This window comes from Burkholderia stagnalis, from assembly GCF_039848545.1.
Lineage (GTDB): Bacteria > Pseudomonadota > Gammaproteobacteria > Burkholderiales > Burkholderiaceae > Burkholderia > Burkholderia stagnalis.
Map to the genome: position 1 here is coordinate 2,562,959 of NZ_CP156686.1, position 18,325 is coordinate 2,581,283.

The following is an 18,325-nucleotide window of genomic DNA, read 5'->3' on the forward strand; positions in this document are numbered from 1 at the left end:
CATGTGGCGCAACTGGTCCGGATATGTAAGCAGTCCTGAGGCAACCGTTTCGACACCCGCGTCGCGCGACGCGCTGGCCGCCGTGCTGCGCGACGCCGCCGCTTCCGGCACGACCGTGCGCGCGGCCGGCGCGGGCCATTCGTTCTCGCCGCTCGTGCAGACCGACGACGTGATCCTGTCGCTCGACCGGATGCAGGGCGTGATCGACGTCGATCCTGAGCGACACGTCGCACGCGTCCACGCGGGCACGCGGCTGTGGGCGCTCGGCCCCGCGCTCGCCGCGCGCGGCTACGCGATGGAAAACCTCGGCGACATCAACGTGCAGTCGATCGCCGGCGCGACCAGCACCGGCACGCACGGCACCGGGATCACGCTCGGCAACCTGTCGACGCAGATCGAGAGCCTCGCGTTCATGCGCGCGGACGGCACGGAAATCCGCGCGTCGGCCGACACGCACCCCGACCTGTTCGCGGGCGGCCGCATCGGGCTCGGCGTGCTGGGCGTGCTGACCGAGATCGGGCTGCGCGTCGTGCCGTCGTTCCGGCTGCGCCTCGAACGCGGCGCGATGCGTCTCGACGATTGCCTCGCGCAGGCGGATGCGCTGATCGGCCGGCACCGCTCGTTCGAGTTCTACTGGTTCCCGCACACCGACACCGTGCTGACCAAGGCGTGGGACCTCACCGACGACGCGCCCGACACCGCCAGCCGGGCCAGCCGCGCCGCCGAGTCGTTCGTGGAGAACACCGTGTTCGGCGCGCTGTGCGGGCTCGGCCGGCGCGTGCCGGCGCTGTGCCCGTCGCTGAGCCGGCTGTGCGCGTCGACCGTGTCGGCCGGCCGGCAGGTCGACGCGAGCCACGCGATGCTGTCCACGGTGCGCCGGGTCCGCTTCAACGAAATGGAATGGGCCGTGCCGGCCGAGCGCGGCGCCGACGCGCTGCGGGAGATTCGCGCGTTCATCGCGCGCCGCACCTTCCCGCTGATGTTCCCGCTCGAATACCGCTGGGTGCGCGGCGATGACATCTGGCTGAGCCCGAACTACGGGCGCGACAGCGTGCACATCTCGGTCCACCAGTATCGCGGGATGCCGTTCGACGCGTACTTCGCGGGCGTGCAGGCGATCTGCCTGAACCACGGCGGGCGGCCGCACTGGGGCAAGGTGCACGGGCTGACCGCGGCCGGCCTCGCGGCCTGCTACCCGCGCTGGGACGATTTCCTCGCGCTGCGCGAACGGATGGACCCGCACGGCCGGTTCCTCACGCCGTACCTGCGCGCGCTGTTCGGCTTGCAGCACGGCGTGTCGGCCATGTCGGCCACGTTGGCCGCGCCGGCCACGTCGGCCGCGCCGGCCACGTCGGCCACGTCGGCCGCGTCGGCCACGTCGGCCGCGTCGGCCCCATCGGCCACGTCGGCCACATCGGCCACGTCGGCCACATCGGCCACGTCGGCCACATCGGCCGCGTCGGCCACATCGGCCACGTCGGCCACGTCGGCCGCACCGGTTCACGCCAGTGCGCGGCCGCCGACCGATACGGCCCGCGCGCTGCACGCCGCGCCGCGCTCCGCCGAGGAGAACCGATGAGCACCACCACTTCCGGTTACGCAGCCTCGTCCCGCCCCGATCCGTCGCGCGGCGCGGTCGTCCGCCTCGCGCTCGCGTTCGCGGCGGCCACCAACGGCCTGATCCTGTCGCCGTTCCTGGTCGCCGCCGTGATGGCGCGCTTCCGGCTCGACGAAGGCGCCGCCACCGCGCTCGTCAGCGCCGAGATCCTCGGCATCGCGATCAGCTGCGCGCTGCTGCCCCGCCGGATCGCGCGCGCCGCCGGCCCGTTCACGCTGGCCGGCATGCTCGGCGCGATCGCGGGGCAGGCGCTCAGCGCCGTCGCGCCCGGCATCGTGCCGGTTGGTGCGGCGCGCGGGCTGACGGGGCTGTTCGAGGGAATGCTGTTCGTCGTCGTCGCGTCGGGCGTGTCGCAGCGCGCGTCGACCGACCGCCTGTGGGGGCACATCAACCTGCTCGCGGGCGGCATCAACGGCGGCATCCTCGTGCTGATCTCGGCGCTGCCGTCCGCGTGGCTCGCGCGGGGGATCTTCGCGCTGCTGGCGGGCGTCGTGGCCGTGCTGGCGCCCGCGATGCGCGGCATCGGCGCGTTCGCGGCGCCGCCGGCGCAGGCGGCCCGCACGCAGGCGCGCGACGGCGGCCTGCCGTGGCGCCCGGTCGTCGCGATCTGGATCGTGACCGCGCTGGTGTACGGCGTGCAGGCGTCGCAATGGGCGATCGCCGGCTTCGTCGGCGCGCGCGCCGGGCTGTCGCCGACGACGATCGGCGTGCTGCTGTCGGCGTCGTCGCTGCTCGGCTTCGTCGGCGCGGCCGTCCCCGCGCATCCGGCAAGCCACCGGCATCGCCTCGCGCTGATCTGGGCCGCGCAGCTCGCGATGGTCGCGTCGCTCGAATGGTTCTTCGGCTCGACCGGCGGCGGCGCGTACTTCACGAGCCAGCTCGTGCTGAACGGCGCGTTCTTCGTGATCGTGCCGTTCCTCACGGGCCTGCTGTCCGACGTCGATCCCGACGGCTCGCTCGTGGCCCGCACGCTCGTCGTCACGTTCTTCGCCGCGGGCGTGGGCACCGCGCTATCCGGCGCGCTGCTCGGCCGCTACGGCGGCGCGCGGGTCGCGCACCTGCTGTGCATCGCGGTGCTGGCCGCCGCGCCGTTCGTGCGGCTCGCGCTGAGACGCGCAGCACCGGCCGGCGCGCACGGCGGCGTGGGCCATCCGTCGCGCTGACACGCATCGCGCGTCGCGCCGGTGCACGCGGCATGGGCGGCATCACGCTGGCCGCGACGCACCACGAAAATGGCCGCCACGGCCTTGGCCCGCGCAAATTTGGCTTTCTACATTCGATCCGGCGGCGAAGACCGCCAGCCTCTCCCCCATCCGTCCGGAGTTCCGATGACTCGCCGCATGACTCGTCTCGAAAGCATCCGCGCCGCCTGCTGCGCGATGTTGGTCCTCGCCGGCACCGCCGCGCACGCGCAAACCAGCCTGACGCTGTACGGCGTGATCGACGCCGGCCTGCGCTACGAAACGAACGGCGTTTCATACGGGCCCGACGGCGCGCCGCAGGCGACGGGCCGCAAGATCTCGATGGCCGACGGCGGCGGCCTGACCGAAAGCTACTGGGGCCTCAAGGGCAACGAGGACCTCGGCGGCGGCCTGTCGGCGCAGTTCAACGTCGAAAGCCACTTCGGCCCCAACAGCGGCGCCATCGTGCCGGCGAATTCGGACAACTTCTTCCAGGTCGCGTTCGTGGGGCTGACGTCGTCGGCACTCGGCCAGCTGATGCTCGGCCGCCAGTACAACGTCGCGTTCGAAGGCGTGTCGATGACCTACGGATCGAACCTGTGGGCCGGCCCGCAGGATCCGTACTTCAACCTGTTCAAGCCCGAACAGACGATGCTGGCCGGCGCGCGCACCAGCAACATGATCCAGTACATCGCGCAGCTCGGCGGCTTCTACCTGCTCGCGCAATACGCGCCGGGCGGGCATGCGGGCGGCGGCTCGGCAGGCAGCCAGTACGGCGCGGCCGTCGTGTACGCGCCGGACAAGGGGCCATTCACGCTCGGCGCGTCGGTCATGCGCATTCGCGACGACGCCACCAGCGGCCACTTCGACATCTATTCGGGCGGCGGCTCGCTGACGATCGGCAACGCGAGCGTCAACGCCGGCTACATCGTGAACACGCGCGACAACGAATTCACGTCGTTCGCGAACGGCCCGTTCAGCCCGACCGATCTCGCGGCGCTCGGCATCATTTCGCCGGCGCAGGTGGCCGATCCGGCCGCGCCCGGCGGCTTCCGCCGCCGCGAGATGGTGCTCGCCGGGCTGACCTACCGGATCACGCCGGTGCTGACCGCGGCCGTCAACGCATGGTGGACCAACCAGTCCGGCTACGTCGCGAACTTCGACGGCCGCGCGCGCCAGTTCCAGGTGATCGCCGGCTACTGCCTGTCGAAGCGCAGCATGCTCTACGCGGAAGTCGACTACGCGATCTATCGCGGCGGCCTGGCCGGCGCGCAGCTCGTGGGCGTCAACGGCCAGGCGCCGAGCACGGGCACCACGCAGCTCGGCGCGACCGTCGGCCTGCGCCACTACTTCTGAGCGGCCGCGCCGATGTGGCCGGCGGCCGCCGAGGCACCCCGCGCGGGCGGGACGCGTACAATCCGTGGAAAAAAGCTGGGAGCATCCATGGACGATACCACCCGCTATACGACGGCAAACCTGCCGGTTCATTTACTGCGGTGCCTGGCGGAGACAAGCAAGGAACTGGGCATCGACCCCACACGGCTGTGCCTCGGGCTCGGCTTCGACGTCGCGGACCTGTCCAATCCGTCGTGCCGGATTTCGCTGCGCCAGGCGAGCGCGATGATCCGCCGCGCGCTCGAGATGGCACCGCGGCGCGCGCTCGGCCTCGAGCTGGGCGTCAGCGAGACGATCGCGTCGATCGGGCTGGTCGGCTACGCGATGCTGACGAGCCCGACCGTCAAGGATGCGATCGCGGTCGGCATCGCGCTGCAGCGCCACACCGGCCCGCTGATGCATTTCGACCTGACGACCGACGCGCGCTCCCTGTCGATCTACGCGACCAACGTGTTCCTCGAGCCTGACATCGAGGCGTTCCTCGTCGAGGAGGCGTTCGGCAGTTTCATGAAGATCGGCCGCTCGCTCGCCGGCGACGGCTTCCAGCCAAAGGTCGTCGACCTCAGCTACCCGCGGCCCGACTATGCGGACCAGTACGCGCGCGTGTTCCAGTGCCCGGTGCGCTTCGAGCAGGAGCACAACCTGTTCGCATGCGACGCCGCCTGGGGCCGCCGCGCGATCGCGACCAGCGATCCGCTCGCGCACCGGCAGGCGCTCGAGTTCCTGCAGACGGCGCTGCCGCCCGAGCCCGAAGGCACCGACTTCCTCGAATCGATCGAGCGGATCGTGCGGCGCGACCTGCGCCACGCGCCGACGCTCGCCGCGATCGCCACGCAGTTGTGCATGAGCGAGCGCACGCTGCGGCGGCGCCTCGCCGATCAGGGCGTGTCCTACCAGGCCGTGATCGACACGATCCGCAAGAAGCGCGCGTTCACGCTGCTCAGCAACCCGCGGCTGTCGATCGAGGATGTCGCGCACGCGGTCGGCTTCAGCGATTCGCACAACTTCCGGCGCGCGTTCAAGCGCTGGACAGGGCATGGCCCGCGCGAGGCGTTCCATGCGATCGGCGCGGCGGCGTCCGGCACGCATTGACGCGGTGACGCGGTGACGTGGTGACGTGGTGACGCATTGTTGCGGTGACTCGATGACTCGATGACTCGATGACTCGGTGACACGGTGACGCGATGACGTGGCGACGTGGCGACGTGGCGACGTGGTGATGCGGTGATGCGGTGACGCATTGACGCATTGACGCATTGACGCATTGACGCATTGACGCATTGACGCGATGACGTGGTGACGTGGTGACGCACTGACGCGCGCCCGGCCGATGGCCCGGTCGGTCGGCACGTTCTTGGCCCTGTCGACCGGGCCGTCCGCGCGCTATCGTGTGCAGCGTTCCCCGTTCGTTGAGACGCCCATGACCGCCTCGCTCCGCTTCACTCATCTCGACACGCCGCAGGCGCTGCTGCCCGCCTTCGACGTGATGCGCCAGTTGCGCGCGCACCTGACGGATCCGCACGCGTTCGCCGCGCAGGTCGCGCGGCAGCACGCTGACGGCTATCGCCTGCTTGCCGCATCCGACGCGGGCCGCATCGTCGGTCTCGCTGGCTACCGAACCCTCACTAACCTGCTGTACGGCCGCTTCGTGTACGTTGACGATCTGGTGGTCGACGCCGCAGCGCAACGCGGCGGCATCGGCGCGCAATTGCTCGACGCGGTGCGGCGCATCGCGAGCGAGGCCGGCTGCGCGCAGCTCGTGCTCGACACGGGCCTGCACATGCCGCTCGCGCAGCGCTTCTATTTCCGCAACGGGCTGCTCGCGCGCGGCATGCATTTCGCGCAGGCGCTCGCGCCGCTTGCGCCGGCGACGGAGCAAGCATCATGAAGATCCTGCTGATCAACGCGAGCCCGCACGGCGCAGCCAGCCATGGCTTTCGCTTCGCCGGCGAGATCGTCGACATGCTGCGCGCACGCGTCGCGCCGGGCGCGGCGGCGATCGACGTGACCGAACGCGACCTGGCCACGTTGCCGCTGCCGCCCGTCGCCCGCGACTACGCGCGCGCCATCACGTCGCGCACGCCGGATACCGCGCAGTTCGACCTGTCCGAGGAGCTGATCGGCGAGATCGAGGCAACCGACGCGCTGATCGTCAACACGCCGATGCACAACTTCACGGTGCCGGCGGCGCTCAAGCTGTGGATCGATTACGTGCTGCGCATTCATCGCACGTTCGCGTCGACGCCGGACGGCAAGGTCGGGCTGATGCGCGACCGGCCGACCGTCGTGATCGTCGGGTCGGGCGGCTTCCATCGCGGCGAGCGCGCGCGGCAGCCGGATTTCCTGACGCCGTACCTGCACTATGCGCTCGGCTCGATCGGCATCCGCGACGTGCAGTTCCTGCTGCTGCAAGGGCTCGTGGCAGGCGAAGCGGCCGTGGCCGAAGCGCTCGATACGGCACGCGCCGAGCTGGCCGGCGGCTCGGTGTTCGCGGCGCTCGCCGCGCATGCGGCCGGCCGTGCGCGCGCCGACGCAACTGCGGCGGTGCCGGGCGCTTGACGCGCCCGGGGCGCGACGTGATGCGCGTCAGCCATCCAGACACGCGCGCAGCGTGCGCGCGTGTCGCCCGGCCTCCCGCGCGTCCGCGATATTCGCGAAGCCCATCACCAGCCCGCGCGGCGTAATCCGCGCGCGCGGGTTCGCATACCAGGTCGACAGCGGCACCACCGCGAGCCCCGCGTCGCGGGCGCGTGCCGCGACCGCGACATCGTCGACACTGCCGTCGGCGAACCGCACCGCGAACTGGATGCCGCCGGACGGCGGATCGACGGTCAGCCGTTCGCCGAACGCCTGCCGCAGCGCCTGCACGATCAGCATGCGCCGCTCGGCGTACAACGCGCGCATCCGCTTCAGGTGGCGCGCGAAATGCCCCTGCTCGATGAAATCCGCCGTGGCCGCCTGCAACAGCGTCGGCGAGCCGGCATTCATGCTGAGCGCGACCCGGCCGATGCGCTCGATCGCGCGTTCCGGCACCACCGCATACGCGAGCCGCAAGCCCGGAAACATCACCTTGCTGAACGTGCCGCAATAGATCACGCGATCGCGCCGGTCGAGGCGCTTCAGCGCCGGCAGCGGCCGCCCCTGATAACGGAACTCGCTGTCGTAGTCGTCCTCGATGATCCAGCTCGACGCGTGCTCGGCCCAATCCAGCAGCGCGATGCGTCGCGCGAGCGACAGCGTATGCCCGAGCGGGCTCTGGTGCGACGGCGTGACCAGCGCGAAGCGCGCGTCGGCGTCCAGCTGGGTGCCGCGCTCGACGTCGATACCTTCGCCGTCTACCGGCACCGGCACGAGCCGCACGCCGGTTTCGTTCAGGAAGCCGCGCGCGAGCAGGTAGCCGGGATCCTCGAACCACATGCGATCGTCCGGGCGCGCCAGGCTGCGCAACAGCAGTTCGAGCGTCGCGCGATAGCCGCCGGTCACGAAGACCTGTTCCGGCACGCAGGTCACGCCGCGCGACAGCCCGAGATAGGTCGCGATGTGCTCGCGCAGCGGCCCGTAGCCGGCCGGATCGGGATACGCGAGGCTCGCGCGTTCGCCGCTGCGCGCGCGCTGCGACACCAGCCGGTGCCAGACCTTGCGCGGAAACGCGTCGAGCGCCGGCAGCCCCGGCTGCAACGGCCTCGGCTCGCCGCTCATCGCGACGGCGAGCGCCTGCAGGCGCGGTGCCGCCGCCGGCCGCCGCGCCGCGCCGTTGCCTTCGGCGCCCGGCTCGCGTGCGCTGCCCGCGCCCGGCGCGCGCGATGCGCGCGTGACGGCCGCCGGCAGCGACGGCGACACGAACGTGCCCGCCGCCCCGCGCATCTGCAGGTAGCCCTCGTCGACCAGGATCGAATAGGCGAGCTCAACGGTGCCGCGCGCCGTGTTCAGCTGCGTGGCAAGGCCGCGCAGCGCGGGCACACGATCGCCGGGATGCAGATGGCCGGCGGCGATCGCGGTCCTGAAGCGTTCGCAGATCTGCAGGTAGATCGGCTGTTGATGGTGCCGGTCGATTTCGATGGTCAGGGCGGGGGACGGTGCGGTCATGACGGTCTCGAGGGCGACGGGAGCGGAAGCAGCATGGATCAGTCGGATCGGCGATTCTTGGCACTTATCGCCGGGACATGATTCTCCCAGAATAGCCTCACGCGATGCGACGGTGTCGCCTACATTCAAACGAGACGGCACCCGTCGGCCATCCCGCTCGTTCAACTGCATTCATCTGGAGGTTTTGCCATGAAGATCGTCGTCATCGGAGGATCGGGCCTGATCGGTTCGCGCGTCGTCACGCTGCTGCGCGAGGCCGGCCACGAAGCGCTCGCCGCGTCGCCGCGCAGCGGCGTCGACACGATCACGGGCGCGGGCCTGAGCGACGCGCTGGCGGGCGCGGACGTCGTCGTCGACGTGGCCAACGCGCCGTCGTGGGAGCCGCAGGCGGTGCTCGACTTCTTCCGCACGTCGGCCCGCAATCTCGGCAAGGCCGAAGTGGCCGCGGGCGTGCGCCATCACGTCGCGCTGTCGATCGTCGGCACCGACCGCATGCCGGGGAACGCGTACTTCGCCGCGAAGGTCGCGCAGGAAGCCGCGATCGAGGCGGCGGGCGTCCCGTACACGATCGTGCGCGCGACGCAGTTCATGGAATTCCTCGGCGGCATCGCCGACACGGGCACCGACGGCGGCACGGTGCGCATCGGCGACGGGCTGTTCCAGCCGATCGCGGCCGACGACGTCGCGGCGGCCCTCGCGCAGACCGCGCTCGCCGCGCCGCTGAACGGCACCGTCGATATCGCGGGCCCCGATCGCGCGCCGTTCGCGGAAATCATCGCGCGCTACCTGAAGGCGATCGGCGATACGCGCCCGGTGGTCACGGATCGGGACGCGCCGTACTTCGGCGGCCACGTCGAACAACAGTCGCTCGTGCCGCTCGGCGAAGCGCGGATCGGGCAGATCGGCCTCGATCAGTGGCTCGCACGGGCGCGGCAGGCAGGCTGAGCGAAAGCGGCGCTGCGGACGCGACACGACAGGTTTTTCATGTCAGCAATATGTCGATCGCGTCCGTAAAACGCGCCGAAAAGTTTCATCCATTCAAACCATGCCGCGATGCCCCGAGTTCGTTTTTCCACATATTCGACACTCGCTTGAAAATGTGGGACACATGGACCGATAAACCCCTTCATTGACAGGGTGAATGCCCATATAAACAACATCAATAATCCGGCCGAATATCCAGCCATTCAAAACACGGCCATTGCAGCCGACCAGCCCGCACCCCCGCACCCCGCTCCGTCCGTATCGCGCTCAGCCTCGCCCTGCCTGAGATTCACGCCTCCCCCTTGCCGTCGCATTCCGCCGACGCAATGACGCCGCCGCATCCAATGCATCAGACAAGATCATTTCAGATTTCTCACCAATATCTGACTCGATGCACGCCGATACAATGAATAATTAATTTATTCGCAAGTATCTTGTAAATATGAAATTGACCTCCTAGCATGGCTTTGCAGTTCACATTACCTCTCACGTTTTGCGCTGCTAGTTAATACATTTTCAATCGTCTCGCATTCGTTATCTGGGGGATTACATGAAGAAACTGTCCAGCCTGCTGACCGTCACCGCGATTTCCCTCGCCAGTTTCGGCGCGTTCGCGCAAGCCGGCGACCAGCAGGCCCCGGTCGACCGGGCGCTGCAACTGATCCAGCAAAACCCGGCCGCGTTCAGCGTGGCCGCCGGCCATGCCGCGCGCTCGCTGAAGTTCGCGGCCACGCCGGCGGGCGCCCCGGTGGAGGGCGACCAGTTCAAGGTGCACGACGTGGTCGTCGATCCCGACGGCACCGAACACGTGCGCTTCGATCGCTTCTACTCGGGCCTGCCGGTGATCGGCGGCGACGTCGTCGTCCACTCGAACCAGGGCCAGCTGAAGCAGGCGAGCCTGACCCAGCCCGCGCCGATCGATCTCGCCGGCAAGATCGGCAAGGCCGGCGACCGCTACGTCGTGCGCAATGCGCCGGACGTCGGCGCGGCCACGGCCCGCCGCGTGGCGGTCGCGCGCTTCGGCTCGGAAGTGCGCCGTGTCGACAATGCGGAGCTCGTGGTGTTCGCGCGCGACGTCGCGCCGACGCTCGCCTATGCGGTGCGCGTGTACGGCAAGTCGACCGACGTGCACGGCGACGCCGTGCTGTACTACGTCGACGCGCGCACGGGCAAGCTGCTCGACGCGCAGGACCTGATCAAGACCGCCTCGGCAACCGGCACCGGTCGTTCGCTGTACTACGGAAACCTGTCGCTGACCACCGACCAGCTCGGCACGAACTCGTACCGGATGCTCGATCCGACCCGCGGCAGCGGCTCGGTGTACGACGGCCGCGGCCTGACCTCGGACGACGTCGAACAGGCCACCGACCTGCCGATCTTCACGAGCAGCACGAACGTGTGGGGCAACAACTCGACCACCAACCGGCAGACCGTTGCCGCCGACATCGACTACGGCCTCGCGCTCACGTGGGATTACTACCGCAGCGCACACAACCGCAACGGCATCTTCAACGACGGCCGCGGCGTGCGCAGCTATGCGCACGTAGTGTTCAACACCGGCAGCGGCACGACCGGCGCGAACGCGGCGTGGCTCGGGTCGCAGGTGATGGTGTACGGCGACGGCCAGCCCGGCACCCGCCTGCCGAACCCGGTCGTGTCGGTCGACGTGGCCGGGCACGAGATGAGCCACGGCGTGACCGAAGCCACCGCGAACCTGAACTACTCGGGCGATGCGGGCGGCCTCAACGAGTCGACGTCGGACATCTTCGGCACGCTCGTGAAGTTCTACGCGAACAACCCGAACGATCCGGGCAACTACGTGATCGGCGCGCGCGTGACGTCGGGCGGCCTGCGCAAGATGTACAAGCAGGATCTCGACGGCCGCTCGTACAGCTGCTATCCGTCGGGCGGCTTCTCGTGGGCGAATCCGCGTCATGATCCGCACTACACGTCGGGCGTCGGCAACCGCTTCTTCTACCTGCTGGCGGAAGGGCCGGTGGTGCCGTCGACCGACACCGGGCTGTCGAGGAGCCAGCTGGTCTGCAATGGCGACACCAGCTTCAGCGGCCTCGGCCGCGACAAGGCCGGCAAGATCTGGTACCGGACGCTCACCGTGTACCTGAACGCCAACTCCAGCTACCCGAACGCGCGGCGCGCATCGATCCAGGCCGCGACCGACCTGTACGGCGCGAACTCGGCCGAAAGCGCGGCGGTGGCGCGTGCGTGGAGCGCGGTCGGGGTGAATTGATGGCGCTTGCGCGGGTGCATTGAACGCCTGAGGGTCGCGCGGCGGAACGTCGACTCGAACGAAATCGAGCCGATCGAGGCCGTGCGACACTCAGGCATCCGAACGGAATGCGCCGTTCCCGGGTGCCTGCTCACCGGCCCCGTTCGCCCATCCCGTGAAGTTTCAGCGCGATTTCCAGCTTCGCGATCCACGCCGCGTCGTCGAGCCGGGCGCCCAGGATGTTTTCGATCCGCTCGAGCCGATGGTCCAGCGTATTCGGATGAATGCCCAGCGCGGCGGCGGTCACTTTCCGACGCTGCAGGTTCGCGAAGAAGGTCTCGAGCGTCAGGATCAGGTCCTGCTCGCCGGACAATTCGCGCATCAGCGACAGCAGGTAGTCGAGCGCACTGCCGTCGCTGCGGATGCACTCGCCGATGACGATGTCCGAGTAGCGGTGCAGCTTGCCGTCGCCGCCCCGGTGCCGGCCGGCATCGAGCGCCCGAATCGCCTCGTCGGCCGACGTCGCCCATCCTTTCGCGCCAACGCCCGACAACCCCATGCCGATCGCGCCGATGCCGCCCGCGCCGTCGAGCCATGCCGTCATGCAGGCCTGCACGCGCCGGTCGCTCGCGCTCGCCGCTTCGCCGGGATCGCATGGCGCCCAGATGACGAGGCGATCGCGGTGCCAGACATCGACGACATCGTCCTTCCGGCACTTCAGGTAGCGCGCCGCCGACAGCACGACGCGTTCGCGCTCGCCGTCCGATCGCATCGCCCCGCGATCGAGCCGATCGCAGTCGACCGCCAGCGCGATTCGCGGCGAAGCGTGGTCCAGCCCCAGCGCCTTGGTCGCCTTGCGGAACGCATCGTCGTCCGCGACATGGCTGAAGACGATCTCGTGCAGTTGCTGACGCAGCGCGTCGCGCCATCGCGCCTGTCGATATTGCTCGTCGAGGTAGGCCTGCGAGATCAGCTGCACCATGTAGTCGAAATACTCCATCAGATAGGGCGACAGCACGAAAAGCAGCTCGTCGCGCAAATCGTCATGCTGGCTGCCGAGCTCCGCGCAGACCCGCCACAACTCGCGCGGCCCGACCCAGAAGGCCCGCAGCAACGCAGACAGCGGAATGCCCTGGTGAACGCGCCGGCGCCCGAATTCCCGCAGACCTTCCAGCTCCGTGGAGGACGGAAACGCACCCGTGGCCACCGATTCGAACCACAGTCGCTGCGACACCTCGATCGAGTCCATGATGTCCTTCCGCATCGCGGAAGTCAGGCCGTCGTAGCCGCCGATGCGGGTCAGCGCCGCATACGTGCGCTCGATGATGGTCGACGGGTCCGCCGCAAGCGCGCGCACGCTGTCGCGCATCAGCGCCGACGTTGCGGGAACGTCGACGGGCGTCATGGTGGATTCAACCTTTCTGTTCTTGGCAGCCATCGGCCATTCCCGTTCATTCGATTCACGTCGCGACACGCGCGGCTCACGCCCCGCAGGGGATTGTGAAAAACCACATCGTCGGCCGCACCTTGTCCCATTTCCCGCGCCGCGACGCTCGGATAACGTAGTCGGCATCGACCGACGAAGGCAGTCATTTTTTCAGATTTCGGCGCGCAGGTCACCGCGCCGGATATCGACACGGGCAATGAATCGGAGCAACTGCATCATGAACCCGGCAATCTCGCCGAACGCCCCCGGCACGGGAACGCAGCCGGCCGGCGACGGGCTCGGCTACCTGCTGAAACGAACCGAGGCCGTCATGTGCCGCACGCTGTCGCGGCACACCGAAGCCGAACTGGGCGTGACGGACACCCAGGCACGCCTGCTGCTCATGCTCGCCAGCCGTTCCGCTCGCACGACGGCCGAGCTCGCGCGGGAATGCGAGGTGAACGCCAGCGCCGTGACACGGATGATCGACCGCCTGGCGCAGCGCGGCCTGCTGACGCGTACGGGTTGCGACGAAGACCGGCGAATCGTCGGACTACACGTCACTGAGCCGGGGCAGGCGGTCGCCACCCGGATTCCGGCGATCGTCTCGGCAGTGTCCGGCGCGTTGCTGTCCGGCTTCCACGCGGACGAGATCCATGCGCTCGAGCGCCTGCTCGGCCGCCTCGTCGCGAACGGAACGCATCACGCCTGAACCGCGCTCGCGCGCGGCGAGCCCGGGCGCTCACGCTGCCGTATGCTCCGGACATCGAAGGGTCGCTTCATCCGCGCTCAGCAATGCGGGAAACGCATCCTCGATGAAGTCGACCCAGGTTCGAACCGTGTCGTCCCGATAGCGTGGCGGCGAATACAACGCGTAAGCGCTCATCCCCGCTGCGCGGTAATCGGGCATGATCCGCACGAAGTCGCCGTTGCGCAGCCCGGCGGCCGCCGAACCCATCGGCAAGACCCCGATCCCCATCCCTTCCCGAACCGCCGTCGCCAGCGCTTCCGCGACGTTGACCCGGACTTCCGGCCGCACCGGCACCGTCGTCTCCTTGCCGTCCGGCCCGGCCAGCACCCACTCGTCCGGCCGGAAACCCGGCACCGCGAGGCCCAGGCAAACGTGGTCGGCCAGATCACGGGGGCCTTGCGGCGCGCCATGCCGTGCGATGTATTCGCGCGACGCACAGACGATCCCGAAGATCTGCCCGAGACGCCGCGCGGCCAATCCCGGTTCGGGCGCCTGCCGGCGAAGCGCCAGTGCCATGCTGGCCCCTTCGCCGAACAGATCGGGCATCCCGTGCGCCAACGCAAGCTCGACCCGAACGTCGGGATAGCGCCGCCGATAGCGCGCGATCAGGGACATGACGTAACGCTGCCCCAATTCCGGCGAAGCATGGATCTTGAGCTTTCCGGCGGGGCGCATGCCGCCGCCGGCGGCTTCGGCTTCCGCGGCGTCCACGCACTCGAGAATCCGTTTGCAGTGCCTGATATAGCGTTCGCCAGCCGGCGTGAGCTGCACGCGTCGGGTCGAACGATCCAGCAGGCGTGCGCGCAGCGATGTCTCCAGCGCGGCAACGATGCGGGAGACCGACGTGACCGACACGTTCAACTGTCGAGCGGCCTCGGTGAAGCCATTCGCGTCCGCCACGCGCACGAAGATCCGCATCGCCCGCAGCGTGTCGATGCTGCGTTTCCCGGTCCTGTCACGGCGGATTTGCCTGACGAATGCGTCGGCATCGCTATCGCAGAGGGCAGGCGCCACGCCGGCGATGGGCCGGCGATCCAGGTCGGGCGGCAGCATGGTCATCGATTCCGGCACGGCTGGACCGGCGACGCCGGCGCGGCACGCGCATGTGCTTCGTCCATCGCACGCACCCCTGCCGCGATCCGCTCCGCCAATTCGCCGAGCGCCCGCCGGTGGCCCGCGACGAGCGCGTCGTAACCGCTGCCGACCGGCTCGGCGACGCTCGTGCGGCAGGTCATCACCGCCTGCGTGCCGACCGCGCGCACGCTCCACACCGCGTCGATTGCCGCGCGCCTGGCCGGCCACGATTCGAAGCGCTGCACGTCGACGCTCACCCGGTACACGGGCACGCCGGCCGGATGCGCGGCATTCGCGACGTCGATCGTGCCGAGCCGTGCGGCGAGATCGTCGGACAGCGCGCGACGGATCTCGTCGGCGGGCGGCGACGCCCAGCGTTCCAGTTCGAGCACGTCGACCTGCGCGCCGTTCTTCTGCACGACGAGCTGGTTTTTCGCGACCTGCTCGGGCACGCCGACGGCCGGCACCTCGATCAGGAACGGCGGGTTGGCAGGTGTGGCGCGCGTTGGGGCCGCGGCGTCCGCGGAGGCGAGCGTGTAGAACCGCGCGGGCGGCGACGCGCACGCGGCAAGCAGCAGTGCGGCGGCCACCGCGCAAGCGGCGAACGTCGCGCCGTGCACGTGTCGTGTCAGGCGATCGATCATTTCCTGTCTCCGGGTTTGCCTTGCAGCAACGATTCGGGGTGGCGTTCCAGATAGTCGGCGAGCGCGTTCAGCGATTGCAGCGTATGCGTGAGTTCCTTCAGCGCGCCGCGCACGTCGGACTGCAGCGGCGAATCCTGCTGCAGCGTCGCTTCGGCGGCCGAGAAGGTCTGCTTCGCGGCCGACAGCGTGTCGCGCGCCTCGGGCATGACCTGCGTGTCGAGCTGCCTGAACAGACGGTCGGCGTTCGCGAGCGTGCTGTTCAGGTTCTTGCCGATCTGCTCGAACGGCACCTTGTCGAGCTTCTTCGCGATATCGGCGACCTGCACCTGCAGTTCGTCGAGCGTGTTCGGCACGGTGGGCAGTTCCATCACCGGCTTCGTGATGTCGATCGACTCCGCCCGCGCCTGCGGGAAGAAATCGAGCGCGACGTACAGCTGGCTCGTCAGCAGGTTGCCGGTGCGCAGCTGGCCGCGCAGACCGTAACTGGCAACCAGCCGCTTCAGGACCAGCCGGCGCGCGGCATCGCCCTTGTCGCCGACCGCGTCCCGGAAGCGCTTGCCGAGCCGATCCGGATAGATGTTCATCGTCACCGGCATCGTGAAATTCTTCGCCTTCGGGTCGTAGTCGATGCCGATGCTCGTCACTTCGCCGAGCACGATGCCGCGGAAGTCGACCGGCGCGCCCACCGCCAGCCCGCGCAGCGACTGGTTGAAATTCATCACGACCTGTACCAGTTCGCCATCCGGGTCGCGCATCGCGTCGGTCTCGTCGGCGGCGAGGCGGAACGTCGTGTTGCCCGGCGCCGTCGCGCCCGTAGTCTGGTTCGGTGGCGTCTGGAACGCGATGCCGCCGAGGATCACCGTCGCGAGCGACTGCGTGTTCAGCTTCAGCCCGCTCGAATCGAGCCGCAGGTCGACGCCGCTTGCCTGCCACCAGCGCGAGTTCTCGCCGACGTACTGGTCGTACGGCGCGTTCACGAACACGTTGAAGGTCACGCCCGTGCCGTCCTTGTCGAGCGAGAAGCCCACCACCTGGCCGACCTGCACGCGCCGGTAGTAGACCGGCGAGCCGATGTCGACCGAACCGAGCGAATCGCCGCGCAGCACGTACTGCGCGCCCTTCTGGTCGCCGGTGACGGCCGGCGGCGTCTCGAGCCCGGCGAACTCGGTCTGGGACTCCGACGAACGGCCCGCGTCGACGCCGATGTACGCGCCCGACAGCAGCGTGCCGAGCCCCGACACGCCGGTCGCGCCCACGCGCGGCCGCACGATCCAGAAGCGCGAGCCCTTGACCGCGAAGTTCTCCGATTCCTTCTTGAGCTGCACGCCGACCAGCACGCGCGTCAGGTCCTTCGACAGCGTGATCGCCTTGACCATGCCGATCTCGACGTCCTTGTACTTGACCTGGGTCTTGCCGGGCTCGAGGCCTTCGGCGCTATGGAAGGTGAGGGTGATTTCCGGGCCGCGCTCGCGCACGGACTTGATCACGAGGCCGATGCCGATCAGCGCGGCGATCAGCGGCACGAGCCACACGAGCGACGGCAGCCAGCCGCTTTTCGTCGAGATCGCGGGATCCTGCGGCGGGGGCTGATCGGGGGCCGGACGGCCGTCTTGCTGCGGGCCTTGCGGACTATTCATGGTTTTTCCCTGAGGTTTCTACCGGATCCCAGATCAGACGGGGATCGAACTGCATCGACGCGAGCATCGTCAGGATCACGACCGAACCGAACGCGAGCGCGCCGGGGCCGGCCGTGATGACGGCGAGCGAACGGAAATGGACGAGCGCGACGGTGAGCGTCACGACGAAGATGTCGAGCATCGACCAGCGGCCGATGCGCTCGACGATCCGGAACAGCCGCGTGCGCTGCATCGGCCGCCACGGCGAGCGGCGCTGCGCGCTGATCACGAGGATCACCAGCACGCCGAGCTTGAGCATCGGCACGAGGATGCTCGCGACGAACACGACGACCGCGAGCGGCCAGTCGCCCGAGGCCCAGAACAGCACGACGCCGCTCATGATCGTGTCCTGCTGCGCGCCGACCAGCGACGCGGTGCGCATGATCGGCAGCAGGTTCGCCGGAATGTAGAGGATCGCGGCGGCGATCAGCAGCGCCCAGGTGCGCGCGATGCTGTTCGGCGTGCGGAAATGGAGCGCGGCGTGGCAGCGCGCGCAGCGGGCATGCGGATGGTCGAGCGTCTGGACGAGGCCGCAGGTGTGGCAGCTCGCGAGGCCCGCGCGGGCGGCGGTGGGCGTGGTCATCGGCGAGCCTCCGGGCGAGGTGCGGCACTGGGCGCGCGGCCGGCGCGCAGGTCGTCGACGAGATCCCACAGCAGCATCGGATCGAACATCAGCACGACGGCGATCATCAGCGTGAGCGCGGCGAACGCGAACAGCGCGGCTTCCGGCACGACGCGCGCGAGCGTGACCATCTTCACGATGGTCACGACGATGCCGAGCATGAACACTTCGATCATCCCCCACGGGCGCACCAGCTGGATCGCGCGCAGCACGAGGTTGAAGCCGGGCGGCACGAGGCCGCGCCGCAGCGGGAACAGCAGGTACAGGAGCGCGGACATCTCGACGAGCGGAAACAGCACGGTCGAGCAGAACACCATCGCGGCGACGGGCGCCATGTCCTGGCGCCACAGCGATTCGATCGCGCCGAACAGCGTGGTCTGCACGCGGTTGCCGTTCACGTCCATCTCGAGGATCGGGAACGCCTGCGCGATCATGAACGTGATCAGCGCCGCGAGCGTGAGTGCGCAGATCCGGTCGAGCTGCGCCGAGCTGCTGCGGTAGAGCACCGCGTCGCAGCGCGGGCAGTGCGCGACGTCACGGCCGCCAAGGCGCAGCTTGTGCAGCAGTGCGTCGCATTCGTGACAGGCGATCAGAGCGGGTTTCGACATGGGAGGTATAGCGATCCGGGTGTTTCGGGAAGT

The 18,325-nt window shown here is 69.1% G+C and carries 16 protein-coding genes; 9 read left to right on the plus strand and 7 right to left on the minus strand.

Translation table 11 applies throughout. The features are described from left to right. The first annotated feature begins 1 nt into the window (after position 1). The 6 genes from ABFO07_RS28180 (at position 2) to ABFO07_RS28205 (ending at position 6,753) form a co-directional block, all read left to right on the plus strand. A complete protein-coding gene (locus ABFO07_RS28180) occupies positions 2-1,579 on the plus strand; it encodes a D-arabinono-1,4-lactone oxidase (protein ID WP_347469011.1) in 1,578 nt (525 codons plus the stop codon). After that, positions 1,576-2,781: an MFS transporter gene (locus tag ABFO07_RS28185; protein ID WP_060149368.1), complete on the plus strand. Its 1,206-nt coding sequence runs from the start codon at positions 1,576-1,578 to the stop codon at positions 2,779-2,781. Before ABFO07_RS28180 ends, ABFO07_RS28185 begins: the two co-directional genes overlap by 4 nt. Positions 2,782-2,958: 177 nt before the next feature. Then, positions 2,959-4,155, plus strand: coding sequence for a porin (locus tag ABFO07_RS28190; protein ID WP_347469012.1), 1,197 nt, complete (start codon positions 2,959-2,961; stop codon positions 4,153-4,155). Between the two features lie 87 nt (positions 4,156-4,242). Continuing rightward, positions 4,243-5,286, plus strand: coding sequence for an AraC family transcriptional regulator (locus ABFO07_RS28195; RefSeq protein ID WP_347469014.1), 1,044 nt, complete (start codon positions 4,243-4,245; stop codon positions 5,284-5,286). Between the two features lie 328 nt (positions 5,287-5,614). After that, positions 5,615-6,082, plus strand: coding sequence for a GNAT family N-acetyltransferase (locus ABFO07_RS28200; RefSeq protein WP_059882905.1), 468 nt, complete (start codon positions 5,615-5,617; stop codon positions 6,080-6,082). Continuing rightward, positions 6,079-6,753, plus strand: a complete 675-nt coding sequence (locus ABFO07_RS28205; protein ID WP_059921037.1) for an FMN-dependent NADH-azoreductase — start codon at positions 6,079-6,081, stop codon at positions 6,751-6,753. Before ABFO07_RS28200 ends, ABFO07_RS28205 begins: the two co-directional genes overlap by 4 nt. Before the next feature lie 27 nt (positions 6,754-6,780). Here the strand turns inward: ABFO07_RS28205 and ABFO07_RS28210 are convergent, their stop codons facing one another. Further along, positions 6,781-8,280, minus strand: coding sequence for a PLP-dependent aminotransferase family protein (locus tag ABFO07_RS28210; protein WP_347469016.1), 1,500 nt, complete (start codon positions 8,278-8,280; stop codon positions 6,781-6,783). A 189-nt stretch (positions 8,281-8,469) separates the two neighbouring features. On the opposite strand from ABFO07_RS28210, the gene ABFO07_RS28215 reads away from it, so the two are divergent. Further along, the gene (locus ABFO07_RS28215; protein ID WP_347469017.1) at positions 8,470-9,225 is read left to right on the plus strand and encodes an SDR family oxidoreductase; all 756 of its coding nucleotides are present in this window, start codon (positions 8,470-8,472) and stop codon (positions 9,223-9,225) included. 589 nt (positions 9,226-9,814) lie between these two features. Beyond that, the gene (locus ABFO07_RS28220; protein WP_059889978.1) at positions 9,815-11,512 is read left to right on the plus strand and encodes a M4 family metallopeptidase; all 1,698 of its coding nucleotides are present in this window, start codon (positions 9,815-9,817) and stop codon (positions 11,510-11,512) included. Between the two features lie 130 nt (positions 11,513-11,642). On the opposite strand, the gene ABFO07_RS28225 is transcribed toward ABFO07_RS28220, so the two are convergent. Further along, a complete protein-coding gene (locus ABFO07_RS28225; protein WP_059994574.1) occupies positions 11,643-12,896 on the minus strand; it encodes a PucR family transcriptional regulator in 1,254 nt (417 codons plus the stop codon). 259 nt (positions 12,897-13,155) lie between these two features. Here ABFO07_RS28225 and ABFO07_RS28230 point away from each other — a divergent pair, with 259 nt between their 5' ends. Further along, on the plus strand, positions 13,156-13,629 hold the full coding sequence (locus ABFO07_RS28230; protein ID WP_060290497.1) for a MarR family winged helix-turn-helix transcriptional regulator: 474 nt from the start codon (positions 13,156-13,158) through the stop codon (positions 13,627-13,629). 30 nt (positions 13,630-13,659) lie between these two features. Here ABFO07_RS28230 and ABFO07_RS28235 read toward each other — a convergent pair whose 3' ends face one another. The 5 genes from ABFO07_RS28235 to ABFO07_RS28255 form a co-directional block, all read right to left on the minus strand. Beyond that, complete coding sequence (locus ABFO07_RS28235) at positions 13,660-14,604, minus strand: LysR family transcriptional regulator (protein ID WP_059809141.1); 945 nt, start codon at positions 14,602-14,604, stop codon at positions 13,660-13,662. Positions 14,605-14,723: 119 nt separating this feature from the next. Then, the gene (locus tag ABFO07_RS28240) at positions 14,724-15,374 is read right to left on the minus strand and encodes a PqiC family protein (RefSeq protein ID WP_430733083.1); all 651 of its coding nucleotides are present in this window, start codon (positions 15,372-15,374) and stop codon (positions 14,724-14,726) included. Between the two features lie 8 nt (positions 15,375-15,382). Beyond that, on the minus strand, positions 15,383-17,023 hold the full coding sequence (locus ABFO07_RS28245; protein ID WP_347469020.1) for an intermembrane transport protein PqiB: 1,641 nt from the start codon (positions 17,021-17,023) through the stop codon (positions 15,383-15,385). Next, complete coding sequence (locus ABFO07_RS28250) at positions 17,016-17,645, minus strand: paraquat-inducible protein A (protein WP_059993265.1); 630 nt, start codon at positions 17,643-17,645, stop codon at positions 17,016-17,018. The genes ABFO07_RS28245 and ABFO07_RS28250 overlap by 8 nt, the downstream gene beginning before the upstream one ends. Next, entirely contained in the window at positions 17,642-18,292 is a 651-nt protein-coding gene (locus tag ABFO07_RS28255) for a paraquat-inducible protein A (RefSeq protein ID WP_347469022.1), read from the minus strand. The genes ABFO07_RS28250 and ABFO07_RS28255 overlap by 4 nt, the downstream gene beginning before the upstream one ends. Positions 18,293-18,325: the final 33 nt, after the last annotated feature.